At 68.6% G+C, this 15273-nt stretch carries 12 protein-coding genes; 4 read left to right on the top strand and 8 right to left on the bottom strand.

Annotation, left to right across the window (positions count from 1 at the left end; all coding sequences use genetic code 11):
* Window positions 1-111 precede the first annotated feature (111 nt).
* Window positions 112-1629, bottom strand: coding sequence for a MocR-like pyridoxine biosynthesis transcription factor PdxR (pdxR, locus tag F0357_RS19045; RefSeq protein ID WP_153487743.1), 1518 nt, complete (start codon window positions 1627-1629; stop codon window positions 112-114).
* Window positions 1630-1815: 186 nt separating this feature from the next.
* On the opposite strand from pdxR, the gene F0357_RS19040 reads away from it, so the two are divergent.
* The 3 genes from F0357_RS19040 to F0357_RS25530 all read left to right on the top strand — a co-directional run bounded on the left by F0357_RS19040 (window position 1816) and on the right by F0357_RS25530 (window position 4916).
* Window positions 1816-2922: a mandelate racemase/muconate lactonizing enzyme family protein gene (locus F0357_RS19040; protein WP_153487723.1), complete on the top strand. Its 1107-nt coding sequence runs from the start codon at window positions 1816-1818 to the stop codon at window positions 2920-2922.
* Complete coding sequence (locus F0357_RS19035) at window positions 2919-4415, top strand: aldehyde dehydrogenase family protein (protein WP_153487717.1); 1497 nt, start codon at window positions 2919-2921, stop codon at window positions 4413-4415. The genes F0357_RS19040 and F0357_RS19035 overlap by 4 nt, the downstream gene beginning before the upstream one ends.
* 111 nt (window positions 4416-4526) lie before the next feature.
* On the top strand, window positions 4527-4916 hold the full coding sequence (locus tag F0357_RS25530; protein WP_376767841.1) for a type II toxin-antitoxin system VapB family antitoxin: 390 nt from the start codon (window positions 4527-4529) through the stop codon (window positions 4914-4916).
* On the opposite strand, the gene repC is transcribed toward F0357_RS25530, so the two are convergent.
* From repC to repA, 3 genes are all read right to left on the bottom strand, one after another.
* A complete protein-coding gene (gene repC, locus F0357_RS19025; RefSeq protein WP_153487692.1) occupies window positions 4867-6081 on the bottom strand; it encodes a plasmid replication protein RepC in 1215 nt (404 codons plus the stop codon). The two genes, F0357_RS25530 and repC, sit on opposite strands and share 50 nt — an antisense overlap.
* Before the next feature lie 265 nt (window positions 6082-6346).
* Window positions 6347-7354, bottom strand: a complete 1008-nt coding sequence (repB, locus tag F0357_RS19020; RefSeq protein WP_153487686.1) for a plasmid partitioning protein RepB — start codon at window positions 7352-7354, stop codon at window positions 6347-6349.
* On the bottom strand, window positions 7354-8565 hold the full coding sequence (gene repA, locus F0357_RS19015; protein WP_153487668.1) for a plasmid partitioning protein RepA: 1212 nt from the start codon (window positions 8563-8565) through the stop codon (window positions 7354-7356). Before repA ends, repB begins: the two co-directional genes overlap by 1 nt.
* Window positions 8566-9057: 492 nt before the next feature.
* On the opposite strand from repA, the gene F0357_RS19010 reads away from it, so the two are divergent.
* Complete coding sequence (locus tag F0357_RS19010) at window positions 9058-9909, top strand: alpha/beta fold hydrolase (protein WP_376767840.1); 852 nt, start codon at window positions 9058-9060, stop codon at window positions 9907-9909.
* Between the two features lie 81 nt (window positions 9910-9990).
* Here F0357_RS19010 and F0357_RS19005 read toward each other — a convergent pair whose 3' ends face one another.
* From F0357_RS19005 to F0357_RS18990, 4 genes are all read right to left on the bottom strand, one after another.
* A complete protein-coding gene (locus F0357_RS19005) occupies window positions 9991-11799 on the bottom strand; it encodes a dipeptide ABC transporter ATP-binding protein (RefSeq protein ID WP_208948478.1) in 1809 nt (602 codons plus the stop codon).
* Complete coding sequence (locus F0357_RS19000; protein ID WP_153487649.1) at window positions 11799-12689, bottom strand: ABC transporter permease; 891 nt, start codon at window positions 12687-12689, stop codon at window positions 11799-11801. Before F0357_RS19000 ends, F0357_RS19005 begins: the two co-directional genes overlap by 1 nt.
* On the bottom strand, window positions 12686-13639 hold the full coding sequence (locus F0357_RS18995; protein ID WP_153487645.1) for an ABC transporter permease: 954 nt from the start codon (window positions 13637-13639) through the stop codon (window positions 12686-12688). The genes F0357_RS19000 and F0357_RS18995 overlap by 4 nt, the downstream gene beginning before the upstream one ends.
* A gap of 119 nt (window positions 13640-13758) precedes the next feature.
* Window positions 13759-15261 (bottom strand): ABC transporter substrate-binding protein, encoded by a 1503-nt coding sequence (locus F0357_RS18990; RefSeq protein WP_208948477.1) that lies wholly within the window; start codon window positions 15259-15261, stop codon window positions 13759-13761.
* Window positions 15262-15273: the final 12 nt, after the last annotated feature.

The raw sequence follows: 15273 nt of genomic DNA, 5'->3' as shown, positions 1-15273 counted from the left end.
TTTCATTGGATCGATCCCTCGCGCCGTTCCGGTCGCGGGTCGTCAGGAAGGAAGCGTAAGGTGAGATTGGCCTGCCCGGCAGGTCCACTCTGGGAAAAACGTCCAGACCAGTCAGGCGGACATCGCGAGGCCACCCGCGCCCCTCCCCTGCCCTTCACAGGCAACGAGCGCGCCGCGCAGGAGGGGAACCGCCGCGGCGATCTGGGCCGGCGTGAAGCCGGAAAAGCCGAGCACGACGCCTTCGCGGGGGTAAGGCACGATGCAGAAGCGGCTGATCGGCGCCACGGTCAACCCGACCTTCGCGGCCTCGGCGCACACCGCCTCGGCCTTCAGATCGCGCTTGAGGAAGGCCACCGTGTGCATGCCGGTCGTCGTCGGGACGATGTCGAGCCAATCCGACAGGTGGGTTTCGATGGCCGTCACCAGGGCCTGGTAGCGCTCTGCGTAGAGCCGCCGCATGCGGCGCACATGGGTCGCGAAGTGGCCCTCGGCGATGAAGTCGGCGACGGTCGCCTGCAAGGCCGTCGGCACGCCCGGCGAGAAGGCCGCGAGGCTCGATTCGAAGGCCGGGACGAGGGAGGTGGGCGCCAGCAGATAGCCGAGCCGGAGCGCCGGAAACAGCGACTTCGAGAAGGTGCCGACATAGAGCACGCGCTCGGCCGCATCGATGCCCTTGAGCGTCGGCAACGGCTGGCCGGAGAAGCAGAATTCGCCGTCCCAATCGTCCTCGATGACGAAGGCGCCGCAGGTCGCGACCGCCTTGAGGAGGGCAAAGCGGCGCTCCAGGCTGAGCTTCGCGCCGAGCGGCTGCTGGTGGGACGGGGTGACGAAGGCGAGCGCGAAGTCCGGCGCGAGTTCGAGACCCCGCTCGACACAGAGGCCGGCATCGTCGACCGGAATGGGCACCAGATCGGCCCCCTGCATGACGAGGCTGTTGCGGGCGCCGATCGCGCCGGGATCCTCGAACCAGACCCGATCGCCGGGATCGATGAGCGTGCCGGCGATGAGCTGGAACGCCTGCTGGGCGCCGGCGACGATGAAGACGCAACGCCAATCGCAGCGGATGCCGCGATTGGTGCGCAGGTGCGCCGCGATCGCCTCCCGCAACGGCTGGTAGCCGCACGGGTCTGGATAACCGAGCACCATGTGGCGCGGATTGCGCCAATGGCGGGTCGCGAGCCGGGTCCATTCCGCCATCGGAAAGGCGTCGTAGGCCGGCAGCGCCGTGGTGAACGGCCGCGGCTCGTGGGGCAGGCGGGCGACGAAACGCCCCGCCGCATGGGTCATGGAGCGGGCGAGACGGGCGCGCTCGGTCGGCACCACCTCGATCGGTGGCGGTGCGCTCGGCCGCTCGGCGTCGAGCACCGCGCTCACATAGGTGCCGGAACCGACCCGCGTCTCGAGCAGACCCTCGGCAAGGAGCCGTTCGAAGCTCTCGACGATCGTCGCCCGCGCGACGCCGAGCTCCTGGGCGAGCGTGCGCGTCGCCGGCAGCCGCTCGCCTGGGCGCAGCGCGCCGCCGAGGATCATCTCGCGCAGGCCCGCCGAGATCTGGAGGGCGAGCGGCTGGTCGCCGCTGCGATCGATCGGGATCGCCTGAAGCAGCACGCCCTCCGCCCATTTCACCATGACGTCCCCCGACAGCCCGCGAGTGGTCTGCTGCAATAATCAGAATGGCCCTTAGCGCCAGACCATTTCCGACCGAATATCCGGCACGCCCGCTCCCTTGCCAAGGGGGCATTCAAGGGGGCTCCCAGGGGATGCGTCGCCTCGCCGTCGCCTCGCCCGCGGCCGCATCGAGGACACGACCGGACCATGAAGATCAGACGCCTGGAAACCTTCTCGAACCGCGCGGTCGGCTTCGTCCGGGTCACCACCGAGGACGGCCGGGAAGGCTGGGGCCAGCTTTCGACCTACAATGCCGACATCACCGCCCAGGTCTTTCACCGCCAGATCGCGCCGCACGCCCTCGGCGCCGACGCCGACGACATCCGTGCGCTCGTCGAGCTGATCCCAGAGCGTGAGCACAAATTCCCCTGCTCCTACCTGTTCCGGGCGCTCGGTGGCCTCGACACCGCTTTGTGGGATCTGCGCGGGCGGACCGCGGGCAAGAGCGTGTGCGAACTTCTCGGCGGCACGCCGCGCCCCTTCCCCGTCTACGCCTCGAGCATGAAGCGCGGCGAGATCACCCCGCGCGACGAGGCCGAGCGCCTGAAGCGGCTTCAGGGCGAGTACGGCTACACCGCTTTCAAGTTCCGCGTCGGCCGGGAATGCGGTCACGATCTCGACGAATGGCCGGGCCGGACCGACGAGATCGTGCCGCTCGTCCGCCAGGCGCTCGGCCCGGACGCGCGCCTCCTCGTCGACGCCAACAGCGCCTATTCGCCGAAGAAGGCGATCGAGGTCGGCCGCTTCCTCGAAGACCACGGCATCGTCCATTTCGAGGAGCCCTGCCCCTATTGGCAGCATCATTGGACCAAGGAGGTCACGGCCGCCCTCGATCTCGACGTCACCGGCGGCGAACAGGACTGCGACCTGATGCTGTGGCGGTACATGATCGAAAACCGCGTGGTCGACGTCGTCCAGCCCGACCTCTGCTATCTCGGCGGCGTCGAGAGGATGCTGATGGTCGCCACTATGGCGGCCGAGGCGGGCATGATCGTCACGCCCCATTCGGCGAACCAGCTCATGGTCACCGCCTTCACCCTCCATGTCATGGGCGCGTTGCCGAATGCCGGGCCTTATGTGGAATTCTCGATAGAGGGCGAGGATTATTATCCCTGGGAACGCGGCGTGCTGCGCAACCCCCTCGTCGCCCGCGACGGCATGGTCGAGATTCCCTCGGGCCCGGGCTGGGGCCTCGAAATCGAACCGGCCTGGCTCGACGCCGCGATCTATCAAGTGAGCGAGATCGAAGCATGAGCACCATTCTCGCCGACGGCATCGCCGAGATCCGGGCGACCGGGACGCTCGCCGGTCTCCCCCGCAATCATTTCATCGACGGCCGATGGAGCACGCCGGCGAGCGGCGAGCGGATGGCGAGCGACGATCCGGGCCGCGGCGCCCCCTTCGCCGAGTTCGCCAACGGCGACGCCGCGGACGTCGACCGCGCCGTCGAGGCGGCACGCGCGGCCTTCCAGAAGACCTGGCGCGACGTCGCCCCCGCGGAACGCGGCCGCATCCTTCAGCGCATGACCTCCCTGCTGCGCGAAGAAGCCGACCGCTTCGCGCTCGTCGAATGTCTCGACAGCGGCAAGCGTCTCGCCGAGGCCCAAGGCGACGTGCGCGGCGTGATCCGCGCCTTCGAATATTATGCCGGCGCGGCCGACAAGCTCGAAGGCGCCCGCCTCCCCCTCGCCAAGGATTATATCGGCTTCACGCTCGACGAGCCCGCCGGCGTCGCCGCGCAAATCATCCCATGGAACTACCCGCTGTCGACGGCGGCGCGCGGCATCGCCCCGGCTCTGGCAGCGGGCTGCGCCATCGTCGCGAAGCCGGCCGAGCAGACGCCGTTCACGGCGCTCATGCTCGCCGAGCTCGGCCACCGCGCCGGGCTGCCCGCCGGCGTGCTCAACGTCGTGACCGGAACCGGCGCCCGCACCGGCGCGCCGCTCGTCGCCCATCCCGGCATCGACCACATCACCTTCACCGGCTCCGTCGCGACCGGCATCCGCGTAATGCACGCCGCCGCCGAGAACGTGACCCGGCTGGTGCTCGAGCTCGGCGGCAAGTCTCCGCTCGTCGTGCTCGGCGACGCCGACCTCGATGCCGCCTTGGACGGCGTGATCGAAGCGATCTACGAGAATGCCGGACAGATCTGCTCCGCCGGCTCGCGGCTCGTGCTGGACCGCCGGATCGCCGACGGTTTCCTCGACCGCCTCGTCGCCCGCACCCGCGGATTGCGTCTCGGCCACGGGCTCGACGACGTCGATGTCGGCCCGGTCAACTCCGCCTTGCAGCTCGGCCGCATCGACGAGCACGTCCGGTGCGCGAAGGCCGCCGGCAACGACATCCTGTGCGGCGGCGACATCGTCCATCCGGCGGGTGCGAACGGCGGCTGGTTCTTCGCTCCGACGATCGTCGCCGCGCGCAGCCCTTCGGATCCCATCGTCACCGAGGAGATTTTCGGCCCCGTCCTCGCCGTTCAGACCGTCGAAAACCTCGACGAGGCGATCGCCATCGCCAATTGTACAGACTACGCCCTCGTCGCCGGCATCTACACGTCGGACCTGAACAAAGCGAACCGCTTTGCGCGGCACGTCGATGCGGGGCAGGTTTTCGTCAACGAATATTTCGCCGGTGGGATCGAGGTTCCTTTCGGCGGGAACCGAAAGTCCGGTTTTGGCCGCGAGAAGGGCATGGAAGGTCTTCGCAGCTATTGCCGGACCAAGAGCGTCGTCATGCGTCTTCGCTGATCGCCTAGCCGCCCTAACCGAGCCCACATCGCGAATCCGAACGAGAGAAGTTGACCGCACAGAACCGGTCAACTTCCGAGGCGTCTTGCCGTTCCTGCTCCATCCGATAGCGTGAATATCGCAATCGAATGCGGAGAATTGGAGATACCCCTCATAGTGGACGACGCGGAGATCGACCGATTGGCCGAACGCCTCGTCGCAATCCGGAAGCTCCGCACGACCGAGATCGTCCGACAGGCCCTCCAGCACGAACTCGAACGCGTCGAAACCGCCCAACCCCTCGTGGCCGCGGGCTCGCCTTCACGCGCGCTCTGCAAGCCCGCGGCGACGCCGCCAAATCCGAGCCGGTCGATCGCGCCTTCATCGACTCCTTCTACGAGACCAAGTGACCGCCCGCTGCGCCGCGCTCACGGACATCGGTCCCCCTCCCCTGCCCCAGCGTCAGCCCTCGCTAGGACGCCGCCGCCTTCTTGCCGTCCGCGGCGCGCAAGAGGCTCATGATCAGCGGGCCGACCGAGTAGGCCCCGTTTCGCGCCCTCGTCGTGAGGCTGCGCAGATAGCCGCCGGGGCTGGTGATCTCCTCCACCCGTTCGAGAAGTGCGGCGATGGTGATCGCGGCGTCGCCCGCGCCCATCGCCTCCCGTGCCTCCGCCCAGGCGCTCGGGCTCACGCCCAAGGCGCGCCGCACCAGATCCGCCGTTTCCACGAGGTCGTCCCAGGTGGTGATCCCCTGCTTCGCATAGTCCACAATGGCGGGGCACGCCCGCAGCACCAGTCTCAGCGGGAAGCTCGCTTGCGCCTTGCCTTCCGCCTTCGTGTGGCTCCCACCGCTCGCACCTCGGCTTTCTCTTAAGCCGGGTTCGTTTTCAAAGGGTGGTTCTGTTTTTGAATTCTGATGTTGCGCATCATTATGAGCGGCATTGCCGTTCGGATTCTGTGTTTTTGCGAGGTCTTCGAAGGCTTTGGAGACGTCTGCGGCGAGCGCAGCGAGGTCGGACGCGAGGCGGCTCAAGTGGCCTTCCGGGACCGAACGCGGCAAACGCCGGTTGAGCGGTTCAAAAGCCCGCATGAAGCCGTCCCAATCGGCCGCGATCCCCTCTTCCAGCCCGAGCGCGATGAGCTTGCCGATGTCGCGCCGCAGGATCGTCACGCGTTCCCGCGCGAGCATCATCCGCCGCCGCTCCTGCCGGCATGCCTCGGCGAGCGCTTCGAACTCCTCCTCCCGGGCGACGAGGGGCGCGAGATCGAAACCAAACGCCTGCTCGACCGCGCCGGCGGCGGAGCGGTGGGCGTAGCGCTTACCGTTCGGGCTGTCCCGACGCACCACCAGGCCGGCGTCCACGAGCGCCGCCATGTGCCGCCGCAGCGTCGCCTCGGCCATCCCGTGGGTTCGCGTGGTCAGCAGCGCGTTCGAGGGATAGACGACGAGCTGCGATCCCGCCTTGAGCTCGAGCTCGGGATGGCAGGTGAGCAACGCGTTGAGCACGGTCAACGCCCGGTCGGAAATGCCGAGCCGCGCCTTCGCTTCGGTGATCGTGCGGAACAGAGTCCACTTGTGAACGACCCGATCGGGAGGGCATGCCTCGGCCGCCGCCTGATTTGTCACCAGGGCGAGCGACATCGGCCGCCGCCCGAAGGGCGTCGTCGGAGTCGAGATGGGGTGCATGGCCTTGTCCGAGCAAGGCAACGAAAAAGCGCTCGCCGAATCGACGCGAAAGTGAGCCGAGACTCTTGACTGCGATTCGCGGAAGTGGGATTCTCAGACTGCCAGGAATGAGAAGGGCTTCCGGAACGTTCGTTTCGGGGGCCTTTTTCTTTGCTCGCGTCGCTCCTCTGGTTCGGTTGATCGGATCTATCGCATCAGCCCGCAGGCCGGACCGATGGCCCGAACAGCAGCTGAACCCGTTTCGGGTCGAGGGTCGCGACGACGCTCATTTCCCCCTCCCCTCTCGAAAAGCCCGGTAGAGCTCGGGCAGCCGCTCGATGACGAAGGCACCGAAGTCCGGCGCCGCCGTCTCGTCGAGCGCCACTATCGTGCGGCCCTTGCTGCGCTCGATCTTCGCGACCTTGCGGCCGTCGTCCGCCGTCCACGTCACCGGCTTCGCCACGCGCTCCGCCCGCGGCGTGACCGCGGCCAACACCCGGAGGAAGCGCTCATCCGACGGCGCGCCGGCAAAGGCGGCATCCGCGAGCGTCGTCTCGATCGTCGCCTCGTCGGACCAGGCGACATAGCGCTCGACGAGGTCCATCCAGCGCCGGCGGCCGGTCTTCGGCGCCGGGCCGATCGCCGCCACGAGGCTGCGCGGCAGGGCGCGCGCCACCGAGATGAGGCGCGACAGCTCGGTCTTGTCGACGCTGAGCGCGGCCATGATCGTCTCGCGCTTGAAGCCCCTCACCTCGAGCGCCAGGGCATAGGTCGCCCGTTCGATGAAGGAGAGGTCTTCGCGCTCGCCGTTCTCCTTGCCCTGCGCGACGACGAGTTCGTCGTCGGAAAGCTTGCGGACCACCGCGCGGACCGGGCGGCCGAGTTCGGCGAGCGCCCGCACGCGGCGGTGGCCATAGGCGATCTGGAACCGCCCGGCCTGCCCCGGATGCGGCCGCAGCAGCACCGGCACAAGCTGGCCGCTCTCGCGGATCGATTCGACGAGTGCGGTATGTTTCTCGACGCTTCCCGGCATGCGGTCCGGCACGATCGAGCCGTCGATCAGGATCGGATCGATCTCGATCACGGTCTCACCGTTCGACAGCCGGTCGGACAACTGCTTCGCCGCCTCGCGCTCGGCCGAGAGCATCTCGAGGGACCGGCTCATCGCACCGACGGCCCCGCGGGAGCCGAGGGTCGGCTGAGTGGCCGGGCGGGCCGGCGGACTAGCCGGCGCGTCGTTGACCGCGGTCAACTCGTCATCCAGCAAACCGGCGAGGAGATTTTTCCGGCCCATTACGCCCTCCCCCACGCGGTCTCGATCAAGCGCAGAATTTCGCCGTTGACGCTGTTGAGCGATTCCGCGGCGCGGTCGTAAGTGGCGCGCGTGAACTGCTCGCGGGCCACCTCGTAAAGCGTCTGCTTGGTGATCCCGGCGTCGGCGATCGCGGTGCTCTTCAGCATCATGTTGGTGAGGATGCGGTCGCCGAACAGCGAGCGCATGAAGCCCACCATCTGGGTCTGCGGCCCGTCGCTCGGCTCGTAGCGAGTCACCAGATACCGCATCCAATCATAGTTCATGTCGCCGCCCGCCTTCGCGACGACGGACAGGAGGTCCGAGGTCATGATGAGGAACTGGCACATCGACATCACGTCGAGCATCTGCGGATGGACCGGGATCAGGATCGCGGTCGCCGCGCAGAGCGCCGACAAGGTGAGGAAGCCGAGCTGCGGCGGGCAATCGATGACGACCACGTCGTAGCGGTTCTCGACGGTCGCCAGCACGCGGGCCACGCGCGAGAAGAACAGTGGATCACCCGATTGCCGCGACGCCAGCGCCTTCGGCGTCTCGTGCTCGAACTCCATGAGCTCGATGTTGCCGGGCACGATGTCGAGGCCGTTGAAATAGGTCTCGCGAACGATCTCGGCGAGTTCGACGCGACCCTCGTCGTAGCGGATCGCCCCGTAGAGCGTGCCGTTCTCGTCGACGTCGAACTCCGGCTGATAGCCGTGCAGCGCCGACAGCGACGCCTGCGGATCGAGGTCGACGGCGAGGACGCGGTAGCCCTGAAGGGTCAGGTACTGGGCGAGGTGGGCGGCCGTCGTCGTCTTGCCCGAGCCGCCCTTGAAGTTCACGACGCCGATGACCTGGAGGTGCTCGCCCTCTGTCCGCCACGGACGATAACGACGCGCGCCCTTGCCCGTCTCGTCGAGGTAAGAGCGCAGCTCCTGGATCACCTCGAAGGAATAGGAGCGCCGTCCCGTCGGGCTCGTCTCCGGCTGCGGCCCCTTGCCCTCGAGGGAGAGCTGACGCAGATAGCCGTCGTTGACCCCGATGAGCTTCGCGGCTTCCCCGGAGGAAAACAACCGAAGCTGCTTGCGCGCCTGGGGCGGAAAGAGCTTCATGCGGTGGGCATGGAGCTTGGCGGACAGCTCGCGCGCGTCGGACGCGATCAGGCTATGGATCGCGGCGGCGTCGAGTGTCCCTGGCTCCAAATCCCCGGCCATGGCCACGGCTTTTCCTCGTAGTTACGATTTTCCGGACAAGTCCCTGCCCAAAGCGTCACCACTACGCCCGATTCCCGCAGGCTCCGCAAGAAATATTGGGTAAATGGAGTCCTAACGTTTCCCTGCGACATCCACGCGACCCACGACCAATTTTCACGAACCCGAGTTGACCGCGGTCAACCGGATCGGAACGCCCATCGAAGACGAGGCTCGGGCCCCCACGACCTTCGCTCCCACGACCCTCGCTCACGCGGACGGCAGGGGCGGCCGTTCCGTCCCGCGCGCCGGTCGGCCCGTCCCGCTCACGGGAACGTATGGCCGCGCGGCGCCTCGTTACGTGACGTCGTCGCACATCGCCCGGTATCCTCCGCCGGTCTCCGATCACGCTCCAGACGCGGCGGCGGGAGCGATCCGAGACGGGGGAAACGCGGCGACCGTCCCCGCGGACGATCAGCCTCTCAGCTCCAGAGCCCATCCAACGACGCGGACGGCATGAGGACCAGCACCATGAGCTACGTCACGACCAAGGACGGCGTCGATATCTTCTTCAAGGATTGGGGCCCGAAGGACGCCCAGCCGATCGTGCTCCACCACGGCTGGCCGCTGTCGGCCGACGATTGGGACACGCAGATCCTGTTCTTCCTGGCGAACGGCTATCGGGTCGTTGCCCACGATCGGCGCGGTCATGGACGCTCGGCCCAAGTCGGCGACGGCCACGACATGGACCACTACGCGGCGGATGCGTCCGCCGTCGCCGAGCACCTCGACCTGCGCAACGCCGTCCATATCGGCCATTCGACCGGGGGCGGGGAGGTGGCGCGCTATGTCGCCCGCCATGGCGAACCCCAGGGCCGCGTCGCCAAGGCCGTGCTCGTGAGCGCCATCCCGCCCTTGATGGTGAAGACCGCGGGCAATCCGGGCGGCACGCCGCTCGAAGTGTTCGACGGCCTGCGCGCGGCGCTCGCCACCAATCGCGCCCAGTTCTTCCTCGATCTCCCGACGGGGCCGTTCTACGGCTTCAACCGTCCAGGCGCTCAGGTTTCGGAAGGCACGATCCGGAACTGGTGGCGGCAGGGCATGATGGGCAGCGCCAAAGCCCATTATGAGGGCATCAAGGCGTTCTCGGAGACAGACCAGACCGAGGACCTCAAGGCGATCTCGGTGCCGACCCTGGTGATGCACGGCGACGACGACCAGATCGTGCCGATCGACGATTCGGCGCGCCTCAGCGTGAAGCTCCTCCGAAACGGCACGCTGCAGGTCTATGCCGGCTATCCGCACGGCATGCTGACGACCCACGCCGACGTCATCAATCGGGACCTGCTCGCCTTCATCCGCGCCTGATCGCAGACGCGCCGCCGGTCCCGGCGATGCGTCGGGACCCGGCGGTGTTCCGACGGAGGCGAGGGGAGGGGAGGCCGGCGCTCAGGCCGGCACGAGGACCGAGCCGAGAAGGGTTCGCGTGATCTCGCTGCGGGGCGCGGCGAACAGGGGTGCCACGGGACCGGCCTCGACGATGCGCCCGCCTTCGAGCACGGCGACCTCGTCCGCGAGCACGCGAACCAAAGCGAGGTCGTGGGAGACGAACACCATCGCCGCGCGGCGGCGCTCCACCATCTCCGCCAGGAGATCGACGATCGCTGCCTGCACCGAGACGTCGAGGGCCGAGGTCACCTCGTCGGCGAGGATCAGGTCCGGCTCGGCCGCGAACGCGCGGGCGATGGCGACCCGCTGCTTCTCGCCGCCGGAGAGCTGCGCCGGCATCAGATCGAGGTGGCGCGCGGTCAGCCGCACGCTGTCGGCGAGGGCGCGCACCCGCCGCTCGATCTCGACCGCACCGGGCGCGAAATAGAGCTGGATCGGCCGCGCGATGATGTCCCGGATCGATTGGCGCGGATTGAGCGAGGCGTCCGGGTTCTGGAAGATGAGCTGGATGCGGCGGCGCATCGCCGGCGCGCGGCGGGCGACCGGTCCGGCAATCTCCGCGCCGTCGAAACGGATCGAGCCTTCGGCCGGCGTGATCAGGCCGGCGATCGCCTTGAGGATCGTCGATTTGCCGCTGCCGGATTCGCCGACGAGCCCGAGCGTCCGCCCGGGGGCGAGCGCGAGCGCGATGTCCTCGACGACGGTGCGCGCCGGCGCACGGGCAAACAGGCTCGCCACGCCGGACGCCTTGTAGCGCACGGCGAGACTGCCGATCGCGAGGATCGGGGCGGCGGCCGGGGCGGGGGCGCGAACAGGGACGGCCGGGCGGATCGCCTCGGCCGGAACCGGAAATCGGCACCGCACCCGGCGGTCCGGACCCATCGCCTCGAGCGGAACGCGCTCGTGGCAATGCGACGGCTCGGCGAATTCGCACCGCGGGGCGAAGCGACAGCCCGCGGGCCGGCGCCCCGGCGCGGGCGGCGCACCCGGGATCGCCGCGGGCAGGCGGCCGTCGTCGAGCCGGGGCAGGCTCGCGAGGAGACCGGCGAGATAGGGATGCCCCGGCCGGCGCATCGCAGACCGGATCGGGGCCTCCTCGACCACCTCGCCGGCATAAAGAACCGCAATGCGATCAGAGACTTCCGCGATAACGCCGAGATCGTGGCTGACATAGACCATCGCCGTGCCGCGCTCGGCGATGAGGCCCTTGAGGAGGCGGAGAACCTCGACGCGGGTCGTCGGATCGAGCGCGCTCGTCGGTTCATCGAGCACCACGAGATCGGGCTCGCCGGCGAGGGCGAGGGCGATCGCCACGCGCTGCTGCTGCCCACCCGACAGTTGATGCGGGAACCGGTCGAGCAGCTCGCGGGGACGCGGCAGGCGCACCCGGTCGAGCAGGTCGGCGGCGCGCTCGCGCCGCGCAGACCGGTCCGCCATGCCGGCGAGCGCCAGGGCTTCGTCCATCAGCGTGCCGATGCGGGCGACCGGGTTGAGGGCGGTCGCTGCGATCTGCGGCACGAACCCGATGCGGCGGGCGCGCAAAGCGCGCAGCGTCGCGGGATCGGCACCGACGAGTTCCGTGCCGTCGAAGCGCACGCTGCCCCGCCGGATCGCGAGGCCGGGCCGGGTATGGCCGAGCAGGGCGAGAAGCAGCGTGCTCTTGCCGCTGCCCGATTCGCCGACGAGACCCAGCGTCTCGCCGCGGGCGAGGGTGAGGTCGATATCGTCGAGGATCGTCGGCGCAGCGGGATCCGGCGAATGGGTGCCGACGGTGAGGCCGCGGACGGAGAGGAGGGTGCCCGTGTCCATCATCGTCCCTCGACGCCCTGAACGATCTCCACACCGGCGCTGCGCGACACCGCCCCGACCAGGAGATTGATGCCGATGACGAGGCTCGCGAGGGCGACCATGGGTCCAAGCGCCGCGAAGGGGATCACGGTCAGGTAGAGCCGGGCATCGGAGATCATCAGGCCCCAATCCGGGTTCGGCGGCGCGACCCCGAAGCCGAGGAAGGAGAGGGAGGAGAAGGCGATCAGCATCCACGACCATTCCATGGCGCCTTCGACGAGGAGGACGTCCTGGACGTTCGGCAGCACCTCGAGGCGCAGGATCGCGAGCGAGCTCTCGCCGCGCGCCCGGGCGGCGGTGACGAAATCCCGCGTCTCCACCTCGAGCGCCGCGTTGCGGGCGACGCGGACGATCGGCAGCCCGTAGAAGAAGGCGAGGGCCGGGATGAGAAGCCATGTGCCCGTACCCACCACGCTCGCGATCACCGCGACGAAGACGAGCCAGGGCAACGCCAGGAAAGCGTCGATGATCTGGATCACGATGCGGTCGGCGAGGCCGCCGAGCGTGCCGGCGGCAATGCCGAGCGCGCCGCCCCAGGCGAGGGCGAGGGCCGCCGCGACCGCCGTCACCGCAAGGGCCTCGCGGCCGCCGAGCAGCGTCCGGGTGAAGACATCGCGGCCGAGCGTGTCGGTACCGAGCCAATGCTCGGGGGAAGGGCCGGAGAACATGGCGTTCGGGTCCTGCGCCGTCGGATCGTACGGAACGATCCACGGCGAGCCGAGCGCGACCGCGACATGGAAGAGGACGAGGGCGAGCCCGATGGCGCCCGAGGGCTGCCGCACGACGCTCGCCAAGAAGCGCCACGTCCGCCGAAGGGCCGTTCGAGGCATCGGGGCCACGACCACGCTCATCGTCCCCTCCCGAGTGCGCTGCGTAGCCGCGGATCGACGGCGAGCGTGACGAGATCGGCGAGGAGGCCGAGCCCGAGATAGATCGCCGCGAGCACCATCGAGACCCCGAGCACGAGCGGCAGGTCGCGATCGTAGACCGCGTTCATGGTGAGCCGGCCGAGGCCGGGATAATTGAAGGCGACCTCGATGACGACGACGCCGGTCATCAGGCCGGCGAGCGTCAGCGCCATCACCGCGATCGCCGGGATGAGGGCGTTCGGCAGGATGTGGCGCAGCACGAGCGCAGTCGGTCCCACACCTCGCAGCCGCGCCGCCTCGACATAAGGGCTCGCCGCCACCTCGATCACCGAGGCGCGAACCATGCGCAGCACGTGGGCGGAGAGGATGAGGGCGAGCGCCGCCGCCGGCAGCACCAAGCCGGGCAGGAGCGAGAGAATCGGCCCGTCCGGCGGCACCGTCACGATCCCCGGAATCCAGCCGAGCCAGACGCTGAAAACGAGGACGAGCGCCGTCGCGGCGACGAAGTCCGGAATGGTCATCGCGACGAGCGCGGTCGAGGAAATGGCGAGATCGATCGGTCCGTCGCGTTTGAGGCCGGCGGCGACGCCGAGGCCCAAGGCGAGGGGAAAACTGATCGCCGCGGCCGCGAGCGCGAGCACCAGCGTGTTGCGCAGGCGCGGGCCGATGATCGAGACGACGCTCTCGTCACGCTTCAAAGCATGGCCGAGATCGCCTGTGAGCGCGCCGCCGGCCCAGCGACCGAAGCGCTCCCAGGCCGGCCGGTCGAGACCATGCTCGGTGCGGCACTGCGCGACCGCCTCCGCCGTGGCGAGCTTACCCAGATAGGACGTGCACATATCGCCGGGCAGCGCTTCGAGCGCCCCGAACATGAGCACGGCGACGAGGGCGAGGCTCGCGAGGGTCGAGAGGAGACGTTCGAGGACGATCATCGGACGGGCGTCGGAGCCTCAGGGAGGAGCGGGGAGGGGGCCTCCGCCGGTGTGGCGGACGGCGGAGGCCCGAGATCCCGCCGGCGAGGGGACCGGCGGGACGCTTCAGGTTGACCGTCTCATTCGTCCATCGAGACGAGGTCCCAGCGGATGCAATCGACCAGCACCGGGTCGAGCCCCTTTACATGGGATGACATCGCGCGAAGGATCACCTTGTGATAGGGGATCAAGCCGCCGGTGATCTCGTAGAGCTTCTCCTGCACGGCGAGGTAACGCTCGCGGCGCTTGGCGAAGTCGGGCTCGCCGCGGGCCTCGTCGAGCATCTTGTCGAAGGCGGGATCGGCCTGATGGGTCGGGTTCCAGGGCGAGCCCGACCGCCAGCCTTCGTTCAACACCTGGGTCGCCGGACGCTGACCCCAACTGTCGACGAAGAACGGCATCTTCATCCACACCTTGTCCCAGTAGCCGTCGGACGCGGCGGTCGTCACCTTGACCCGGATGCCGGCGTCCTTGGCCTGGGCCTGATAGGCTTCGGCGATGGCGACCATGTTCTCCTCGACATCGCTCGTCATCAGCTCGACGTCGATGCCGTTCGGGTAGCCCGCGTCGGCGAGCAGCTTCTTGGCGCCCTCGACATCGCGACCGCACTTGCCCTGCCACGAATATTGATCGCCCTGCCAGACCGGGTCGTCGCAGGTCGGCACGCCGCCGTCCTTGCCGAGCACGAGGGTGGTCAGCGCGGCGCGATCGACCGCAATGCGCATCGCCTTGCGCACCCGCGGATCGTCGAACGGCTTCTCGTCGACGCGCATCATCAGCCCGTTCCAGTCGCCGGTCGCGACGTGCTGGGTGGCGATGGCCGGGTTATGCTCCACGAGCGGCGCCTGCTTCGGGTCGATGGTGAGCAGGAGATCGACCTGGTTGCCGAGCAACGCCTGGATCCGGGCGGCGCTGTCGGCGATCGCCACGACCTCGACCTTGTCGAGATGGGGCTTGCCGCGCCAATAGCCGGGATAGGCGTCGAGCACGGTGGTGCCTTCGACGGAGATCTTCTCGACCTTGAACGGACCGGTGCCGACCGGATGGTCCTTGAAGGAGCCGGCCGAGCCCTTCTTCGTCATCAGCGCGCGATAATCGGCGAGGAGGAGCGGCAGATCCGCCTCGCCCGTCGAGAGATCGAACTCGACGGTGAGCGGATCGATCGCCTTCGCCTGCTTGATGATGCCGAGCACCGAGCGCACCGGCGAATTGAAGGTCGGATCGGTCATCCGGCCGATCGAATAGACGACGTCCGCGCTGGTGAAGGGCGTGCCGTCCTGGAAGGTGACGCCGGGGCGCAGCTTGAAGGTCCAGGTCTTGACGTCGGAACTGGCGCTCCAGGAGACCGCGAGCTCCGGCACCGCCTCGCCCTTCGGGCTCGGGGCGACGAGCCGGTCGAACACCAGGTTCATCGTCGGCCAGAAGCGGTTCGGATCGTAGGGGTCGAGCGTTTCGGCTCCGCCCATTCCGAGATCGTGGGTGAGCCGCAAGGTGCCGCCGGCTTCGGCGGCACCGGCGAGCAGGCCCCAGGAAGCGCCCGCGAGGGCAAGCGACAGGCACAGACGGGCAACCGTCTTCTTCATCGTCCCACTCCG

It is taken from the genome of Segnochrobactrum spirostomi (assembly GCF_009600605.1).
Classification (GTDB): domain Bacteria; phylum Pseudomonadota; class Alphaproteobacteria; order Rhizobiales; family Segnochrobactraceae; genus Segnochrobactrum; species Segnochrobactrum spirostomi.
Note: the sequence above shows the minus strand (reverse complement) of the source record. Positions and strands in the feature narration are given on the sequence as shown.